An 18,429-nucleotide genomic window follows, 5' to 3' on the forward strand; every position below is an offset into this window, starting at 1 on the left:
GTTCACGCAAGTCTGTTAAGTTATGTTAATCATCTAATTCACAGAATAAGAATTCGCTACTTTTAATTCTGTTTAACTACCTTATTATGAATTACAATAAATGGAATAATCTTACGGGATGGCTATGTGGCCTACTGGCAACCCTCGTATATATCCTCACGGCTGATCGTACCACAAGCTGGTGGGATACAGGAGAATTTATTGCTTCGGCTTACAAGTTGCAGATCGTACATCAACCCGGTGCGCCGCTCTTCCTCATGATTCAAAATATCTTTAGCAACCTTGCAGGCGGCGATGTGACACGTGTGGCATTTTGGATGAACATCGGCTCAGCGCTATGCAGTGGTTTTACCATTGTTTTCTTGTGTTGGACTATTACCGCATTGGTGCGCAAAGTATTGGTCAAACGCGGCATCGAGCCGAATACCACACAACGCTTACAAATCATCAGCGCAGGCGCTATTGGCGCTTTGGCTTACGCATTTACGGACACCTTTTGGTATTCCGCGGTCGAGTCCGAAGTATATGCCATGTCGTCATTATGTACCGCAGTTGTATTGTGGTTGGCTGTGAAATGGATGCATCGCTCGGATCAACCCGATGCCAACCGATGGCTGCTGTTGATCGCTTACGTGATGGGATTATCCATCGGTGTCCACTTGCTCAACTTGCTCACCATTCCGGCGATCGCTTTATTGATCTATTATCAGCTATCGCCAACAGTACATTGGAAAGGCATTTTAAAAACGATGGTGATCGGCGTGGGCGTACTTGGATTTATTCTGTGGGGCATTATTCAATACACGGTGAAGATGGCAGCCTATGTTGATCTTGCTTTTGTGAACAGCTTCCACCTGCCTTTTGGTAGTGGCATTGCTTTTTTTGTCATTCTCTTGATTGCCGGCTTGATCTACGGATTGGTTATCACCAATCAGCGTAACAAACCGATCTGGAATATCGCGCTACTAGCTACCTGTTTTGTCCTATTTGGATACAGTTCCTACACCTTTTTGCCCGTGCGGGCTCAAACAGAAATTGCGCTGAATAATAATAATCCCGACGATGTATTTTCTTTGTATGGTTACATTACGCGGGAGCAATATCCGTCGGAACCATTATTGAAAGGACCCACTTTCAATGCTAATCCTATTGATGTCAATGAACAATCCTTTTATAGAAAAGACGCTTCAAAATACACCGAAATTTCATCTAACAAATCGTATGTGTATGATCAAGAAATGCTATTCCCGCGTGTTTGGAGTGAGCGCCATGCTGCGTACTATCAAAACTACTTGGGCTTAAACGATGGGCAAACGCCAACGCAAGCAGACAATCTCAACTTCTTCTTAGGATACCAACTGAACCACATGTACTGGCGGTATTTTATGTGGAATTTTGTCGGTAGGCAAAATGATACGCCGAACCCGATGGTTTCTTCCTTCAATGGAAACTGGCTGTCGGGTATCAAAGCCATTGATGAGGTGCGCTTAGGCGGACAACAGACTCTCGATCCGATTTTCACCAAAGATCCGTCCCGCAACACCTATTTCTTTTTACCGCTGTTGATTGGTATAGCAGGGCTGATCTGGCATTTCCGCAAAAGTAAACGCGACGCACTAGTCATTAGCTTGCTGTTCTTTTTTACGGGCATCGCCATTGTATTGTATCTGAATCAATCACCATTGCAACCACGCGAACGCGATTATGCGTATGCGGGTTCATTTTATATGTTTTCGATCTGGATTGGGATGGGCGTTTTGGCCATTACAGAACTTTTGCGTAAGCGGATGGCGCTGCGTTGGGCAACAGGTTCGGCCGTAATAATTGGACTATTGGCTGCACCCACCTTGTTAATTATAGAAAATTGGGACGATCATGACCGATCTGATCGCACGATGGCGAAGCATATGGCGTACAATTATTTAGAATCTTGTGCTCCGAATGCCATTCTATTCACGTACACCGATAATGATACTTTTCCATTATGGTATTTGCAAGAAGTAGAACAAGTGCGTCGCGATGTACGCGTGGTTAATATTGGTTATCTACAATCGGACTGGTATTTGGAACAACTGATGCAGGATCAGGCCGATTTGAAGGCATTGCCGATCCACATTGATCCGCAGAAGATCGCGAAAGGCGTACGTGAAGTATTGCATTTTGTCGATATGCAGATCGATGGAAATGTGGATGTTAGCACCCTGCTCGACATTATGCTGTCAGACAATCAGAGCAATCAGCTACAGCTGCAAAACGGAAAATACGCGAACGTTTTACCCACTAAAAACTTCCAGCTCCCCATTGATAAAGAAGCGGTAATCGCCCATCAGGTAGTTCCTAAAACTTGGGAAGATAGCATTCCTGAAAAGTTGGAATGGACGTACAATAAGAATTATGTATCGCGCGCCGAGCTGGGATTAATGTCTTTGTTGGTGAATAATAATTGGGAACGTCCGGTTTACTTCTTCTCAAGAATGCCCGAAGAGCATACGATGGGACTAAACAAATATTTGGTATCAGAAGGATTGGTGCATCGGCTGATGCCGGTGGAACGCGGTCAGCCCACAGAGCAACCAACTTTGGTGAATATGGACACATTGTATGAAAACATCACGCAGAAACTGCAATGGGGCAATCTGAATCAATTGGCACACTTGGACACCGATTCGCGCTTTATCTATGAGAATTACTTATATCCTGATGTGTTGCATTTAGCATTACAAGAATTGCGGCAGCAAGACGAGCTCGATAAAGCGGGGCGCGTTGCGGCTATTGCCTACAAAGAACGGCCTAAGCAGGTAAACAATCTTACTCAAGTATATCAAAACACGTTGGTGATCGATACCTTGTACAAAACAAAACAATCCAGCGAAGCAAATACGATGTTGCAGCAAAACCTCGCCTTTCTGGCCGCAGATATGGACTATAAAGCTTCTGTATATGCCAGCAACCAAGAATTGGATGTGCGCAATATTCGTTTAGGAATGATAACCTTGGCGATGTACACCGAGATGCTGCAAGAAGAAAAACATCCAGCTTTGCTTGCCGAGGTGCAGGCGCTAGATCAGAAATATCATCAAATTTTTGGACAATAAATAGAAAGAGCGGATTCTCATGATCCGCTCTTTTGTTTTTCTTATCCTTTTTTCACTTCCTTAGCCCAAGAATCGCGCAGCGTCACCGTGCGATTGAAAACCAAGTGCTCTGGTGTAGATTTAGTATCTAAAGTATAATATCCCATCCGGATAAACTGATATCCTCTGCCCAGTTCAGCATTCGCCAGATCTGGCTCCACGTAAGCTTGCTCTACAATTTGCAAACTATCTGGGTTGATCGATGCACGGAAATCTTCTGCGGCCGCAGGATTTTCGTCTTGGAACAAGCGATCGTACAAACGTACTTCCACCGTTTTGGCATGTGGTACAGATACCCAATGAATGGTTCCTTTCACTTTCAGACCAGAGGTATCTTCTCCAGATTTGGAGTTTGGCAAATAGTTCACATGCACTTCGGTTACTTTTCCGGATTCGTCTTTCACGAAATCATGACATTCTACGATGTACGCATGTTTTAGGCGAACTGACAAACCAGGACCCAAACGGAAGAATTTCTTTGGCGCATTCTCCATAAAATCTTCGCGCTCAATCCACAGCTCGCGGGAGAATGGAATCTCGCGTGAGCCTTCTCCTCCTTCTACTTCTGGATTATTCTCACCAACTAAGATTTCTTCTTTTCCCTCTGGATAGTTGGTTACGACTAATTTGATCGGATCGATCACGGCCATACGTCTCCAGGCTGTTTTATTAAGATCCTCGCGGATACAGAATTCCAACAAACCTACATCGATCATATTCTCGCGCTTTTGTACACCGATGCGCTCACAGAAGTTGCGAATACTCGCCGGTGTATAACCACGACGGCGCAATCCCGAAATAGTTGGCATACGCGGATCATCCCAACTTTCTACCAAACCTTCGTTGACCAGTTGAAGCAGCTTACGCTTACTCATCACCGTGTAATTCAGATTTAGGCGTGAAAACTCGTATTGTTTGGACGGGAAGATTTCTAATTTATTGATCAACCAATCGTATAATGGACGATGTGGAATAAACTCCAACGTACAGATCGAATGCGTGATTTTCTCAATCGCATCTGATTGACCGTGCGCGAAATCATACATCGGGTAGATCTTCCACTTATCGCCTGTACGGTGGTGGTTCGCATGCTTGATTCTATATAACAAGGGATCGCGCAAGTGCATGTTTGGATTTGCCAAATCAATTTTTGCACGCAATACTTTTGCACCGTCTGGATATACGCCATCGCGCATTTCCTGAAACAATTGCAAATTCTCCTCGATCGAACGATCACGATACGGCGTAGGTACGCCCGGTTCTGTTGGAGTGCCTTTCCCAGCCGCAATTTCTTCGGCCGTGCTATCATCCACGTAAGCCAATCCTTTGCGTATTAACTCGACCGCGAAAGCGTATAACTGATCAAAATAATCAGAAGTGTACAATTCATTTGCCCACTGAAAGCCCAACCACTGAATGTCGCGTTTTATGCTTTCTACATATTCGGTATCCTCGGTAAGCGGATTAGTGTCGTCGAAACGTAGATTGGTCTGTCCGTTGTATTTTTTCGCAATAGAAAAGTTTAAACAGATCGACTTGGCATGGCCAATATGAAGATATCCATTGGGCTCGGGCGGAAAACGGGTCAATACGCGACCATCATTCTTACCCTCACTCAAATCAGTTTCTATGATTTCCTCAATAAAATTCAGTGATTTTTCTTCCTCTAACATGCTGCAAATTTAGGTAATTCCTCGGTATAATTGCTACACGTAAACGACGAAATCAGCTTGTAATACTTTGTGGAAATACCTTTCCATATTTGAATAAGCCGGCATTTATGGTGAACTTTATTTCTTCCTAATATAAAATCCATGACAAAGGTTGGCCTTTTCTTGTTATTCTTATTACTCTTTCCTTTTTTATTGCTTGCGCAACGCAAATCAAAACCTACTTTGTTGGTATATGGAGGCGGCGTGGAGGCGTATGCCGCCGCTGTACAAGCCGCCCTTTCCAATGTGCCCACGCTGTGGGTTATTCCGCACGAAGCGCAAGCTACGATGAACCAAGATGAAGACTGGCTTCTCACTAAAAATTACTCATTGGATGGCGGCATCTGGATGAAACTCCTGATGGAAATGGCCGACCACAAAACGCCAAGTGATAGCGTGGCTGTTGAAATAAAAAAACATATCGCAGCAGGACAATTGTGGATAGCGGCAGAGCGAATCGCAGCAAAACTACCAAACCTGACTTTAGTAGAAAACACCACCATCAAAAAGATTTCCTTAGGCAAAAGAGGTTGGCAAGTACAATTAAATGATCGTAAACGTTATGATTTTCGCGCTGTAATAGACGCTTCGACGAAGCAAGAACTCGTAATCAGGATCCCAGAACAGGATCGCGGACAAGCTCAAACCGGTCAGGCCGGTTTTCTGGAAAGTGCTACTCAGAATTTACCTCGCACCACATTAGCGATAGGTGAAGATCATGGAAAGATCTACTCACTGACCGCTCCAGAATTATTCGGATCGGTTAAAAACAATTTTTTCTCTTTGCAAGCATTAAGCGCTTTCGAACCTTCGGCAGGAAATATTCCGCTGCGCATGCATTATGCACAAGCTATTGGCGCTACCGCAGCTTACGTTACCTTTTTCAAGACTACAATTGATAAAATAGATCTTCGCAAGTTACAATCCGAGTTACTGACTTATCATAGCAGACTGTTGCCCGTGTTGGATGTTGCCACAGAAAACCCACATTTTAAAAGCATACAGAAAATCTATCTAACTGGATTGTTCGCTATCGAACAAAATATGTTTGATCCTCAAAGAGAAGTGCTGTATGCGGAGATTCGTACAGTGCTCAATGCATTATATTCTCGAAGCCAACTTTGGTTTATGGAGCATGATGGTGAAGAACTATTGTGGAAAGATGCAATTGAATTGGTGACGTTTCTGGCCACGCGTGGTCAAGAGGTAAACAGACAGATCACGGAAGATTGGCAAAAGAAATTTCATTTTGAAGGCGAGTACGATCCCGCAAGTGCCATTACGCGCGGCGAATTTGCAGTGATACTAGATCAATTTGCTGATCCTTATGGTATTGCTATCACACAGGCGGGTGAGATACGGAGATAATGAAAAAGCGGCCTTAGGCCGCTTTTGTTTGTTTTGAATGGCTTATTTTAAGCCTATTGGTAGGCAAATACTTTACCTAGCTCATCATTAGATTCAAAAGTGCACTGCTGATCTACCAATTCACCTGTTCCGATATTGATCACGACACCATGTACAGCCAGATCTTGGTTATTTTTCCAAGCATTTTGCACGATAGAAGTAGTACATAAGTTGAAAACTTGCTCATTTACATTTAGTTCAACTAATCGATCGACCCGCTTTTCTTCATCCTTAATAGCGTCAATTTCCTCGGCGTGCAAGCGATATACATCTTTAATGTGACACAACCAGTTGTCGATAATACCGAATTGTTTTCTGCTTAATGACGCCGCTACACCACCACAACCATAATGACCAGCTACGATAATGTGCTTAATTTTCAACACATTTACCGCATAATCTAGCACCGAGAGCATACTCATATCCGAGTGCACGCACATATTGGCGATATTCCGATGTACAAATACTTCTCCTGGCTTACGACCTGTAATCTCATTGGCAGGCACACGACTGTCGGCGCAACCAATCCACAGAATTTCTGGACTTTGCCCTTTTGCTAATTGCTGAAATCTGCCGGTTGTGTCTTTACTGACAAAATCTACCCAGCCTTTATTACCCTCCAAAATTTCATTGAAGCTTTGCTCTAAAGCTTGATTCTTCATAATATGTTGTTTTTTAGCTATCTAAGTTTACATTACTCTCATTTACAATCGCCATCGACCCTGCAAAAGTTGACTTCCCTTTGCATTAACCTAGCAAAATTTTCGCCAAAAATAGTGATACATATGACACGATGCTTTTCTTGGCGAAAATTAACAAAATTTATATGTCCCGCGAGAATGTTCTATCTTTGGGCTGCTTTCAGTGAAAGATAACATTTAAAAAACGAAATAGCGTCATAATATGAGCAAACCCACACTAGTAGTACTTGCAGCCGGAATGGCTAGCCGTTATGGTTCTCTTAAACAGGTTGATGGCTTTGGCCCTCATAAGGAAACTATTATTGACTATTCTATTTATGATGCTATTCGTGCCGGTTTTGGCAAAGTGGTTTTCGTAATTCGTGAAGAATTTGAAGACGTAATGCGCAGTACCTTTGACGAAAAACTCAAGGGCAAAATTGAGGTTGCTTACGCTTTCCAGAATTTTGATCTACGCCGTTTTGGGATTGATCGTGAGATCGAACGTACAAAACCGTGGGGTACGGCGCACGCCGTGATGTCTGCCAAAGAACAGGTTCAAGAAAACTTCTGTGTAATCAATGCGGATGATTTCTATGGCTTTGATGCGTATGACAAGATGGCCAAATTTCTAACAGAAGACGCAACGAACAGCAATATGGCATCGATGGGGTTCCAATTGGGTAACACCATGTCTGATTATGGCTATGTTTCTCGTGGCGTGTGTGAAGTGGATTCGGCTGGCAATATGCAATCGGTCACCGAGCGTACTAATATCTTTTACGCAAAAGGCGACGATGACTCGAACATTATCGTATTCGAAGAAGAGGGAGAAAAACATCAGCTTCCATTCGACACGCGTGTATCAATGAACTTTTGGGGTTTCACGCCACATATATTCAACGTGCTTCAAGATCTATTCCCAGATTTTGTCGCCAAAAATGCGGACAATCCGAAGGCAGAATTCTTCATCCCAACGATCCCTGATTATATGGTAAAGCAAGGTTTGGCAAATTTTAAAGTCATTCCGACTTCGTCCAAATGGTTTGGCGTGACATACAAAGAAGACAAACCCATCGTACAGGAAAGTATTTCTGAGTTAATCAAAAACGGCACTTATCCTGCTAAGTTATTCTAATCGGATTAGTACTTATATTTACTTTTCCATTTTTCGCGCAGAGAATGCCTTACTTTATCCTCGGCCGCATTGTGGCCGGGGTCATATAGTTTTGTTCCAGACAGCTCATTTGGCATAAATTCCTGATCTACAAAATTGCCTGGAAATGCGTGGGCATACTGGTATTCTGTTCCATAATCCAGCTCTTTCATCAGTTTGGTGGGCGCATTGCGCAAATGCAATGGCACTGATAAATCACCCGTGCGCTTTACTAAGGCTTGCGCCTGATTAATCGCTTCGTACGCCGCATTGCTCTTCGCAGAGCTAGCCAGATAGGTCACCGTTTGGGACAAAATGATTCTCGACTCTGGCCAGCCAATCACATTAACAGCTTGAAAACAATTATTCGCTAGCAATAACGCATTTGGATTGGCATTACCAATATCTTCAGAAGCCAGAATCAGCAGGCGTCTTGCGATAAATTTTGGATCTTCACCTCCAGCAATCATTCGCGCGAGCCAATACACGGCAGCATTGGGATCACTACCACGAATAGATTTGATAAAAGCTGAAATGATGTCGTAATGCTGCTCGCCTGTCTTATCATAGCGCGCCATGTTCTGCTGCACCTGCTTTAGCACAAAATCATTGTCAATGATTGCTTTTTGCTGATGTGCGGCCTGAGCAACTAATTCCAGTACATTGAGCAACCGCCTGGCATCTCCGCCAGAGAGGCGCAGCAAAGCTTCATACTCTGTGATCTTGAGCTGCTGCTCTAGCAGTGTATCGTCGGTGGTCAATGCATGCTGAATAATAGCTACCAACTGCTCTTCCGAAAGCGATTCTAACACATAAACTTGACATCGGGACAATAGTGCACTGATGACTTCGAAAGAAGGATTCTCGGTGGTAGCGCCGATTAGAGTAACCAAACCTTTCTCTACAGCTCCCAGCAACGAATCTTGCTGCGATTTGGAGAAACGATGAATTTCATCAATAAATAAAATCGGCTGCTCTTGATTGAACTCAAAAAGTTGGCGTGCTTTCTCGATCACTTCACGCACTTCTTTCACACCCGATTGAATGGCGCTCAGGCTAAAAAATGGCCGATCAATCTCTTTCGCAAAAAGTAGCGCCAGTGTGGTTTTGCCCACTCCTGGAGGCCCCCACAATATCATGGAAGGGATATTTTTTTGTTGAATTGCATTGTAAAGCACTGCGCCTTCGCCGACAATATGACTTTGACCGATATAGTCGGAAAGATTTTTGGGGCGCATGCGCTCTGCTAGAGGTATCTTCGTTGCCATAGGCTCTGCCTTGTATTTTAGTCTTAGTAATGCCTGCTGACTAAGTTAACAGATTTCCTCCGGATTCCGTTTTCTGTTTATCGCGAAAAGACATCAACTTACTCAATACTTTTGTATCTTAGCTTAGAACGATGAAGCACATACAGAAGTTAGTTGTCACGGTAGGATCGCTTGGCATCCTTTGTGGCGCACAGGCCCAATCGGCAAAGCCGGCTACGGATTCAAATCCCAAATACAATCCCACGTTTGATGGGATTGGACCGAAGGTCTATTTTCTTCCTCCACCGCGTACTGAAAGTGAGATTCTAATCGATGAGTATGCCGAGAAAAGGACATTCCAAGACTCGATCGAACGCGCGATGCAGTTTGAGGATCTACTCACCGAATTTCGGTTTACCAGTAAAAGGTATTTGGTTCAGCAGTATTACGCGACATTGCCAAGCACGACCGAAGAGTGGAATAAGGCTATCAATCAAGAAACTTCATTGGGCAACACAGCGCTCGCAGCTGCTCTGATGAATGAGTATGCCTGGCTGTCGCTCAATCAGCATTATGTACCTCAAACAGTAGGTTTGCTTATCGGCGCAGTGGAGCTGAATCATACGGGCATGCTAGAAAGTGACTTCTCGGATCTTCAACGTAATCTGGCAGATGTATATCTATACAATCACAATTATCGAGAGGCGGCAAGCCTACAAGAGCGCCTACTAGCAAAATTGGACCGGCGAAGCTCGATTGTAGACCAAGCACATGCTTATACAAAAATTGCATTAGTTCAGGCATATCTAAAAGATTATAAACTTGCTGAGAACTCGATCATTCGTAAGGCCATTCCGTTGTACAATCGTGCCAAAGATCGACAAAGTAAGGTGCTGGCATGGCAACTGTTGGCAGCCATCTATCAGATGCACGACAAACACACCGAAGCGCAGTGGTTTTTGATCCAGGCTCGCGACCTGGCTGCTAGCAGCAATTTTCGCCGCGAGCTCGGCAAAATAGAGTACATGCTTGCATCGTCTAAACTGGCGCAAAAAAACTACAAGGTAGCTTTGGCTGAATTTGCTAGAGCCGAAAAGTTGGCTATCGAAGAGCAAGATCCCCTCCTTCAGTTAGCGATACACGATAAAAAAGGGGAAGCGCATATCGCTTTATCTCAATTCAAAGAAGCCAAGGAGGAGTTGACACAATATTGGAAATTGCGCGAGAAGCTTTTTTAAGTTATTTGGATGTAAGCTTTTGTCGAGCCCGTCCTCGCGCGAAGCGTAGAAACAAAACGGCAGCAATTGCTACTGCATCTCATACCACAAAACAAACAAATGGTCGTAAGCTATAGCTTACGACCATTTGTTTTCATCAGAAATCTGATTAATACTTTATCGGAATTAATTGTTATTTCTCACTCAGTCGGATATAGTCCGTCATTACCGTCAAGCTTTCATCCAATATAAAGTCAAACTCGTGCTGTGGCTGCGGCTTACCTTCTTCCCATAGTGGCATACCCAAATATTTGAGTTGCTGATTGATTCGCTCACGATTCTCTTTTTTGAATTTATCCCGTTCTGCTTGCAACTTGGTTTCGTTCAAACTTACTTTTGGAATAGAATCCTCCTCGTTGAACTTTTTGATATCCTCCAGCAGAAATCCGTATGCTGGCGACTTTTCAATACGCTTTTGGTGTTTTTCATTCAGTGTTTTATTGATGCTATTCAGATCTGCTACCTTTTTGAAAGGCGCTGCTTTGATCGAATCCCAAGGCAATGCTGCCGGCTCTGAACTTTCACCAAATTTATCAGCAGAGAATTGAGATGGGAATGACACATCTGCTTCGACACCTCTGTGCTGTGTACTGCTTCCGCTAACTCGGTAATACATGCCCATGGTCACGTTGATTTGGCCAAACTCCGGCGCACCTGCCGGAATGTTTTCATTCTTTTTACTTTCACTCGCGTCCGATGCTTTGAGCAGCAAACGGCTCGTCGTACTGATAAAGCGCGACATATCTAAGGCAGACTGTACCGTACCTTTACCGAAGGTCGTAGAACCTAAGATCACGCCGCGTCCATAATCCTGAATTGCACCAGCGAAGATTTCGGAAGCCGAAGCGGAGAATCTATTGACCATCACACCCAACGGACCATCCCAAGAAACTCCTGGCTCACGGTCGCTATTGATCTCTACGCGATTACGCACATCTTTAACTTGTACAACGGGACCTTGGTCAATAAACAGACCAGTTAGCTCGATCGCTTCCTGCAAGGATCCTCCGCCATTATTTCGCAAATCGAGTACTACTGCCTGTACATCCTTTTGTTTCAATGTATCTAAGATATACCGAATATCGCGCGTGGCACTTTTATAATTTGGATCACGGCGACGCAATGCCTCAAAGTCAATATAGAATTTCGGTAAACTGATTACTCCTACTTTGTAGTTGGCGCCATCATCTCCCTTCACATCTTTGATCTCGTATTTGGCCGAGCCTTCGGCCAATACAATTTTATCACGCGTTAGTTCAACGATTTTTGGCTGCGCTGTTAAATCTTGGCCTGCAGGGATCACGCGTAATCGCACTACTGTACCTTTTGGCCCTTTGATTTTCGACACTGCCGCATCTAATCGCCATCCTATAATATCTTCGAATTCGCCATCACCTTGCGCTACACCAATTATTCGGTCATTAATTTTAAGTCGTTTGTCTTTAAAAGCAGGTCCGCCTGCAATGATATCCGTAATCTTAACGGTTTCGTTTTCCATCATTAGCTGCGCTCCAATACCTTCTAATGTGTTGGACATACTCTCATTGAAGGCCTGTGCGAAGAATGGATTGTAATATGTGGTATGTGGATCAACCGCATCGGTAAGCGAACCCATCACGACTTGAAACACCTCATTGGAATCAATTTTTTTGGCCTGCGAAATCAAGTTCTTATAGCGCGAGCGCAATACATCTTTGTGTTTTTCCATGCTAGTGGTATCACTACCAATCAACTTTAGATTTAGCAAATCATACTTCACGCGCTTGCGCCACTGGTCGTTTACTTCATCTTGCGTCTTGAACCAGCCTAGCTTCTCCCGATTGTTAATGTATTCTTCCTCTACAGTAAAATCATGCTCCACATCGACCTGAGAAAGCGCGTACTCCATGCTTTCTATATAGCGTTTTGCATATTGGTTAAACATGTAAAACGGAGCAGACAAATCGCCATCTTTAAAATCCTGACTGATGGAATTGCGAAATTGCTCGAAATCGTCAATATCGGATTGCAAAAGGTACACCTTGCCCATATCCACGCTATTCAACAAATTTTTAAATACGATGTTGGACAGCGAGTCGCCCATGGCAACCTTCTTATAACTGATATTTTCCAATATATTTGCCACCTCCTTGGCAATCACCTCATGCTGCGCCGATGGCTTTAAGGTTTCTTCTTGATTCAGACTAACTCTAGGTTTCGATCCACAGGCCAACACCGACACTAACACCAACGAAACTAATAACTGTTTAAACATATTTATTGTCTGATTTAAATGTATCATTCTAAGAATTAAAATCCGGATCTATTTCATACTTTCCGCTTCACCAAGATAGGAAACATTTGCGATGTGTAGAGTAGATTAGTCTGTAAATTTAAAGAATTATCGACCAAGTAATTCTCTTTTTAAGATTTATTAACGAATGGCGAAGCTACAAAGCTACACACATACTTCATTCGGATATTTAAAAGGCTGTTCTTCTATTTTTGAACAGCCATGTAAGCCAATTAATACCCGACGCCTGTGCGTCGTGGCTGACGGATGGCAGGCCAAGCAGTTGGCTGTCCATTTCGTCCTGCAGGCATTACGCGTTGCTCACGATTGACTAATTCTGGTTCTTCTGACGCTTTGTAGGCCATCGTTGCTGTTAAAATGACATTGCTCCGCAAATCGTCGAACACCAACTTATCATAGGTGTCAAGATTGGTATGCCAAGTGATGCTAAAATAACCCCACGATAGCGAACTTAACATAAAAGCTGGAATACCGGCCGCCACGAAAGAAGCGTGATCTGAACCGCCGCTGCCCGGATTACCTGGAAAATTAGTTTTAATTTCTTTTGTTATAGTTGTTGGGACCGCCGATAGCCAACGACCGATATAATCGTACGAATGCACAAACCCCGAACCATCGATATTCACTACTCTACCTGTACCATTATCAAGGTTAAACACAGCTTGTGTTTTTTCTACAATATCGGGATTATCAATAACGAAAGCGCGCGAACCATTCAAGCCTTGCTCTTCACTTCCCCATAATCCAATCAAAATTGTTCGTTTCGGGTTTGGCAAGATTTTTTTGAGTACACGAGCAACTTCCATCATCGTAATTGTTCCTGTACCATTATCTGTAGCACCAGAACCTCCTTCCCAGGAGTCCAGATGAGCGGAAAGAATTACATATTCATCTGGAAACTCAGTACCTTTTATTTCTGCAATCGTATTAAAGGAAGGTACGATGCCGAGCGATTTAGATGATGTCTCTACTTTGATTCGCGGCTTGTGTCCACGCGCTGCCAGGCGATGCAAGATGCCGTAATCTTCTAGTGAGATATCTAGCGACGGCACCATTTTAGAGCGAGCACCAAATATCTTATTTGCACCAAACTCCCATGACCAAAAGCTGGTCAGGATACCAACAGCACCGGCTTCTTCTAGAATTGATGGTAGAGAATTGGCCGAGAATCCTGTTTTAGCAATATTTTCTTCCCATGCTTTGATCAAGCTTATACGCTGATCGTTCATGCGATCGATGGACTCTGGCGTGCCATATTCCTTCCAATTATAGTCCGGTCGTCCTGTTAATTGTGGTTGCGAGATCATCACATATTTGCCTTTCACAGCTGGCAACCAGCTTCGAAAATCTAGCGAATCTTTCCACTCGGGCAGTACAATTACTTCTGCTTCTACTGCTTTGCCATTGGTGCTTGGGCTCCATGCTAATTGAGTGCCGGCCAAAGTTTTGACGCGAGGGTGTACCATATCGATGTGCGATATGCCACGTTCCCAACCATGCCATTCGCCAAACTGCTGTTTTTCGGCCTTTATGCCCCAGCTCTGAAACTTCTCAACAGTCCAGTCATTCGCCTTAGTCATCTGCGGCGTACCCACCAAACGTGGTCCCACCACATCCAAAAGTTCAAAAGCTAAATCTTCCAGCTGCGAATTGTTATTCGCTTCATCAACAATTTGCTGAATAATTGGATCGCTGACAACGGTTTCTTGCTGCTGACGAAGTTGTTGAACTTGCCCAAAAGATGGGTTGGCTAACGAAGTTGTTGCGACCGCAATAAACAAACCGTGTATTACAAAACTGCACTCTTTAAAGCTATTCATAATGCTAATATTTGGGCTTAAATGAAAACGAACTCATGTTTTTAATCATGAGTTCGTCCTAAAACTCGGAAATAGTGACCACATTTAGATCATTGTGTCCTAATTTTTACAATATTTCTATTCTTAACGCCACTTTTTGAACTGATTTATCAATCCATTCGTCGAACTATCGTGCGAAGTGATGACGTCTTCGCTATTTAGCTCTGGCAAGATCTGATTTGCCAATTGTTTACCTAATTCTACCCCCCATTGATCGAAAGAGAATATGTTCCAAATCACGCCTTGCACAAAAATCTTGTGCTCGTATAGTGCGATCAAGGCACCCAAGGTATGTGGCGTAATTTTCTTGATCAAGAATGAGTTGCTTGGACGATTACCCTCGAATACTTTAAAGGCTTTCAATTTCTCAATCTCTGCCTCCGATTTGCCCGCCTTTTGCAATTCTGCTACGACGATATCTTCTTCCTTCCCGTTCATCAAGGCTTCTGTCTGAGCGAAGAAGTTTGATAAAAGAAGTGTGTGATGATTTCCCATCGGATTGTGTGATACCGCCGGCGCAATGAAGTCGCAAGGAATTAATTTAGTACCTTGATGAATCAGCTGATAGAAAGCATGTTGACCATTGGTGCCAGGCTCACCCCAAATAATTGGACCTGTTTCGTACTCAACACGCGCGCCGTTACGATCCACGTATTTGCCATTACTTTCCATATCGCCTTGCTGGAAGTAAGCCGCAAACCGATGTAAATATTGATCGTAAGGCAGGATTGCGTGGCTTTCTGACTGGAAGAAATTGTTGTACCAAACTCCTAGCAACGCTAGGATAACGGGAATATTCTCTTCAAAGTCGGTTTCTTGAAAATGAACATCAGTTTCATGCGCACCAGCTAAAAGCTCTTCAAAATGATTAAATCCGATGCTCAATGCAATGGATAAGCCAATAGCAGACCATAATGAGTAACGGCCGCCAACCCAGTCCCAGAAAGCAAACATATTTTTAGTATCAATACCAAAGTCTGCCACGGCACTGGCATTGGTACTTAATGCCGCAAAATGTTTGGCAACGTCAGCTTGTGATGCTCCTGCGGCTAAGAACCAGTCTTTCGCCGAATTAGCATTAGCCATAGTTTCTTGCGTAGTAAAAGTCTTCGAAGCAATCAGGAACAAGGTTGTTTCAGGATTCACTTTTTTGAGAACTTCGGCGATATGCGTCCCATCCACGTTGGATACAAAGTGCGTATCAAGATGCGTTTTGTATGGCTTTAGCGCTTCGGTTACCATAACAGGTCCAAGATCTGAACCGCCAATACCGATATTGACGACATCGGTGATCTCCTTGCCCGTAAAACCTTTCCAACTGCCCGAATGGATCTGCTCGCAGAATGCTTTCATCTGTGCCAAAACATCATTTATCTGCGGCATAACATCTTGACCATCTACTAGCACAGGTTTATTGCTGCGATTGCGCAATGCCGTGTGCAAAACTGGCCTGCCCTCCGTCTCGTTGATGGCTTCGCCAGAAAACATCGCTTTTATGGCATCGCCCAATTTGCACTCTCGCGCCAACTGGATCAGTAATGCTTTTGTTTCATCATTGATGCGATTTTTGGAATAATCCAATAAAATATCACCAAAGTGAATGGAGAATTTTTCAAAACGTTCAGCATCTTCTGCAAAAAGATCTTTCAATGAATGTGTATTGAGATCAATATAGTGATCTACGAGGTATTTGTAAGAAGCCGTCTCTGTAAAGTTTATTTTTGGCAACATATGTCGGATAATATTAAATGTGTTTCTATTAAGATAGTTGAGATCCTCTGCCAAGAGAAATATCAACTAATATACTACGCTTATCGTGGAAAGACAAGGTGTTTTTGATATGCTTAGCAAAGTACACTAATTTACGGTCAAGCCAACTAGTCTATTTTTAGATTTCTAACTTTAGCGTATGCCATAAAAGCGAGCCCTACAAAAAAAGCTAACCACGAGATTATTGGCAATCCGAAGATCAAAAAATGATGACCGCCCGATAGTAGGCATCCGCCAATAAAAAAAAACGCATCCAATGGCAAGTAACCGACTGGTTGATTGATTTTTCTTATATTGTTTTTGGATATTCTTTAGTTCTTGACTTTGTACAACAATCGACAAATCCCCTTGTTCTAGCTTTTGTGCGATAACGCGCAAGTTATGGGGAGCTTGATCGAGCAGGTGATAACTTTCTTGTAGTTTTCTCATCAATTGAGATTGTATATGCTCCATAGACAATCTTTTTTTGATCATGTCATCAACGTATGGCTTGAGTTTCTCTACAATATTCATATCCGGAAGCAACTCCCGCCCAATCCCTTCCATCAATACAATACCTCTCACCAGGAGATAAATATGGTCGGGCATGATGATGTTATTCTCATTTAAAATATTCGAAAATTTGGAGAAGAACACTTTGGTATCGATGCTGGCTAGCGAATTAGCGTTTGCCATTTCCAAGAGCGCTGATATTTCTCTTTTTAAGTTTTTTTCATTTTCAATTTCGATATGAACGGCCATCTTTTTGATGATGTAGATGATGTTATCTACATCTTTTGCAATGAAAGAACTAACAAAATCCTCCAATAGCAGCTTATCTGATGGCAACATAGTACCGACTGCGCCCAAGTCCAGAAATGTAATCTGACCTTGCGAGTTAACCAGTATATTGCCTGGATGCGGATCGGCATGGAAAAATCCATGATAAAGGATTTGTGTCAAGAAAGCATCCAAGCCTCGATCCACTATCGTATTTACGCTCAACCCAAAGGATTTTATTTTTTCCACATCGTTGATTTTAACACCTGAAATCCGAGAGATACACAGCAGATTGTCGTTACTGTAATCTTCGTAAACTTTCATGCATTTGATGTGTTCACTACCGCGAAAATTTTGAGCAAACTGTTGAATATTTTTAGTTTCGTTAATAAAAGAAACTTCTTCCATCAGTGTTTTTTTGAACGCGTGTAAGATATACTCTAAATTGATCTTGCGAATACTGTCGAAGTAATTAGATAAAAAGTGGACAATATCTTTTAGTATCAACAAATCTGAATCTATCGTTTCCTTAATGTGTGGGCGTTTCACTTTCAAAATAACTTGATCTCCATTCCTTAGCGATGCTTCGTATACCTGTGCAATAGAAGCAGAAGCTATTGGTGTATCACGAACTTCGGTAAAATGATCGTTTACATCAATTCCCAATTCGTCCTCTAGATAAGTGCGAATATCCAATTCTTGCGTAGGGACACGGTCTTGCAGTTTTTTAAGCTCGACAATCAATTCTTTTGGCAACAAATCTTCCCTTGAGGAAAGCGTCTGACCAAATTTAACGAATGTAGGCCCTAATTCTTCGATCGCGAGGCGAATGCGCTTATAAGGCGACGCCAATTCACTTGTTTCAGATGATAATTCGTCCGACGCTGCCGAAGAGCTGTACTTTCCTCGTAAATCTTGAAACCCATATTTTGCCAAAATTTGCGTCAATCTGACGGTACGTTTAATTTTTAAAGATTGATTTCTAAATGGAGTTTCCATGCTTGCCGACTTTTAACGTTCAGTTAAAGTTAATTAATACTTCGTACATCTATTCGGTTTATGTCGGCAAGAATTAGTGTATTGCTGTAAATTGACATACTTAATTCGACCTTTAAAAGGAGAAAACGTGCCAGCA

General features: G+C 42.9%; 12 protein-coding genes. 4 read left to right on the top strand and 8 right to left on the bottom strand.

All coding sequences use genetic code 11. The features are described from left to right. The first annotated feature begins 86 nt into the window (after nt 1–86). Nucleotides 87–3,095, top strand: coding sequence for a protein O-mannosyl-transferase family (locus A0125_RS13830; protein ID WP_066757519.1), 3,009 nt, complete (start codon nt 87–89; stop codon nt 3,093–3,095). A gap of 41 nt (nt 3,096–3,136) precedes the next feature. On the opposite strand, the gene A0125_RS13835 is transcribed toward A0125_RS13830, so the two are convergent. Both A0125_RS13835 and A0125_RS16675 read right to left on the bottom strand, forming a co-directional pair. Continuing rightward, nucleotides 3,137–4,807, bottom strand: a complete 1,671-nt coding sequence (locus tag A0125_RS13835; RefSeq protein ID WP_066757522.1) for a glutamine--tRNA ligase/YqeY domain fusion protein — start codon at nt 4,805–4,807, stop codon at nt 3,137–3,139. A 52-nt stretch (nt 4,808–4,859) separates the two neighbouring features. Next, entirely contained in the window at nt 4,860–4,928 is a 69-nt protein-coding gene (locus A0125_RS16675; protein ID WP_156472563.1) for a hypothetical protein, read from the bottom strand. 20 nt (nt 4,929–4,948) lie between these two features. Between A0125_RS16675 and A0125_RS13840 the strand changes: the two genes are divergently transcribed. Then, nucleotides 4,949–6,214, top strand: a complete 1,266-nt coding sequence (locus A0125_RS13840; protein WP_066757525.1) for a hypothetical protein — start codon at nt 4,949–4,951, stop codon at nt 6,212–6,214. 53 nt (nt 6,215–6,267) lie between these two features. Here the strand turns inward: A0125_RS13840 and A0125_RS13845 are convergent, their stop codons facing one another. Next, nucleotides 6,268–6,915: a carbonic anhydrase gene (locus A0125_RS13845; RefSeq protein WP_066757527.1), complete on the bottom strand. Its 648-nt coding sequence runs from the start codon at nt 6,913–6,915 to the stop codon at nt 6,268–6,270. A 241-nt stretch (nt 6,916–7,156) separates the two neighbouring features. On the opposite strand from A0125_RS13845, the gene A0125_RS13850 reads away from it, so the two are divergent. Continuing rightward, on the top strand, nt 7,157–8,071 hold the full coding sequence (locus A0125_RS13850; protein ID WP_066757530.1) for a nucleotidyltransferase family protein: 915 nt from the start codon (nt 7,157–7,159) through the stop codon (nt 8,069–8,071). Between the two features lie 5 nt (nt 8,072–8,076). On the opposite strand, the gene A0125_RS13855 is transcribed toward A0125_RS13850, so the two are convergent. Beyond that, nucleotides 8,077–9,357, bottom strand: coding sequence for a replication-associated recombination protein A (locus tag A0125_RS13855; protein WP_066757533.1), 1,281 nt, complete (start codon nt 9,355–9,357; stop codon nt 8,077–8,079). A gap of 131 nt (nt 9,358–9,488) precedes the next feature. On the opposite strand from A0125_RS13855, the gene A0125_RS13860 reads away from it, so the two are divergent. After that, nucleotides 9,489–10,574 carry a tetratricopeptide repeat protein gene (locus A0125_RS13860; protein WP_066757535.1) on the top strand — a complete coding sequence of 362 codons (1,086 nt, stop codon included), beginning with the start codon at nt 9,489–9,491 and terminating at the stop codon, nt 10,572–10,574. A 172-nt stretch (nt 10,575–10,746) separates the two neighbouring features. Here the strand turns inward: A0125_RS13860 and A0125_RS13865 are convergent, their stop codons facing one another. The 4 genes from A0125_RS13865 to A0125_RS13880 all read right to left on the bottom strand — a co-directional run bounded on the left by A0125_RS13865 (nt 10,747) and on the right by A0125_RS13880 (nt 18,293). Then, nucleotides 10,747–12,867 carry a carboxy terminal-processing peptidase gene (locus A0125_RS13865; protein ID WP_066757538.1) on the bottom strand — a complete coding sequence of 707 codons (2,121 nt, stop codon included), beginning with the start codon at nt 12,865–12,867 and terminating at the stop codon, nt 10,747–10,749. Nucleotides 12,868–13,118: 251 nt separating this feature from the next. Further along, nucleotides 13,119–14,726, bottom strand: coding sequence for a M20/M25/M40 family metallo-hydrolase (locus A0125_RS13870; RefSeq protein ID WP_066757545.1), 1,608 nt, complete (start codon nt 14,724–14,726; stop codon nt 13,119–13,121). 123 nt (nt 14,727–14,849) lie between these two features. Continuing rightward, entirely contained in the window at nt 14,850–16,496 is a 1,647-nt protein-coding gene (gene pgi / locus A0125_RS13875) for a glucose-6-phosphate isomerase (RefSeq protein ID WP_066757548.1), read from the bottom strand. Nucleotides 16,497–16,667: 171 nt separating this feature from the next. Next, nucleotides 16,668–18,293, bottom strand: coding sequence for an ABC1 kinase family protein (locus tag A0125_RS13880; RefSeq protein WP_066757551.1), 1,626 nt, complete (start codon nt 18,291–18,293; stop codon nt 16,668–16,670). Nucleotides 18,294–18,429: the final 136 nt, after the last annotated feature.

It is taken from the genome of Sphingobacterium populi, assembly GCF_001586775.1.
GTDB lineage: Bacteria > Bacteroidota > Bacteroidia > Sphingobacteriales > Sphingobacteriaceae > Sphingobacterium > Sphingobacterium populi.

What these genes read in the sequence shown, in the direction of transcription:
- A0125_RS13830 (WP_066757519.1), top strand. Translation starts at nt 87, where the DNA reads ATGAATTACAATAAATGGAATAATCTTACGGGATGGCTATGTGGCCTA.
- A0125_RS13835 (WP_066757522.1), bottom strand. Translation starts at nt 4,807, where the DNA reads ATGTTAGAGGAAGAAAAATCACTGAATTTTATTGAGGAAATCATAGAA.
- A0125_RS13840 (WP_066757525.1), top strand. Translation starts at nt 4,949, where the DNA reads ATGACAAAGGTTGGCCTTTTCTTGTTATTCTTATTACTCTTTCCTTTT.
- A0125_RS13845 (WP_066757527.1), bottom strand. Translation starts at nt 6,915, where the DNA reads ATGAAGAATCAAGCTTTAGAGCAAAGCTTCAATGAAATTTTGGAGGGT.
- A0125_RS13850 (WP_066757530.1), top strand. Translation starts at nt 7,157, where the DNA reads ATGAGCAAACCCACACTAGTAGTACTTGCAGCCGGAATGGCTAGCCGT.
- A0125_RS13855 (WP_066757533.1), bottom strand. Translation starts at nt 9,357, where the DNA reads ATGGCAACGAAGATACCTCTAGCAGAGCGCATGCGCCCCAAAAATCTT.
- A0125_RS13860 (WP_066757535.1), top strand. Translation starts at nt 9,489, where the DNA reads ATGAAGCACATACAGAAGTTAGTTGTCACGGTAGGATCGCTTGGCATC.
- A0125_RS13865 (WP_066757538.1), bottom strand. Translation starts at nt 12,867, where the DNA reads ATGTTTAAACAGTTATTAGTTTCGTTGGTGTTAGTGTCGGTGTTGGCC.
- A0125_RS13870 (WP_066757545.1), bottom strand. Translation starts at nt 14,726, where the DNA reads ATGAATAGCTTTAAAGAGTGCAGTTTTGTAATACACGGTTTGTTTATT.
- pgi (WP_066757548.1), bottom strand. Translation starts at nt 16,496, where the DNA reads ATGTTGCCAAAAATAAACTTTACAGAGACGGCTTCTTACAAATACCTC.
- A0125_RS13880 (WP_066757551.1), bottom strand. Translation starts at nt 18,293, where the DNA reads ATGGAAACTCCATTTAGAAATCAATCTTTAAAAATTAAACGTACCGTC.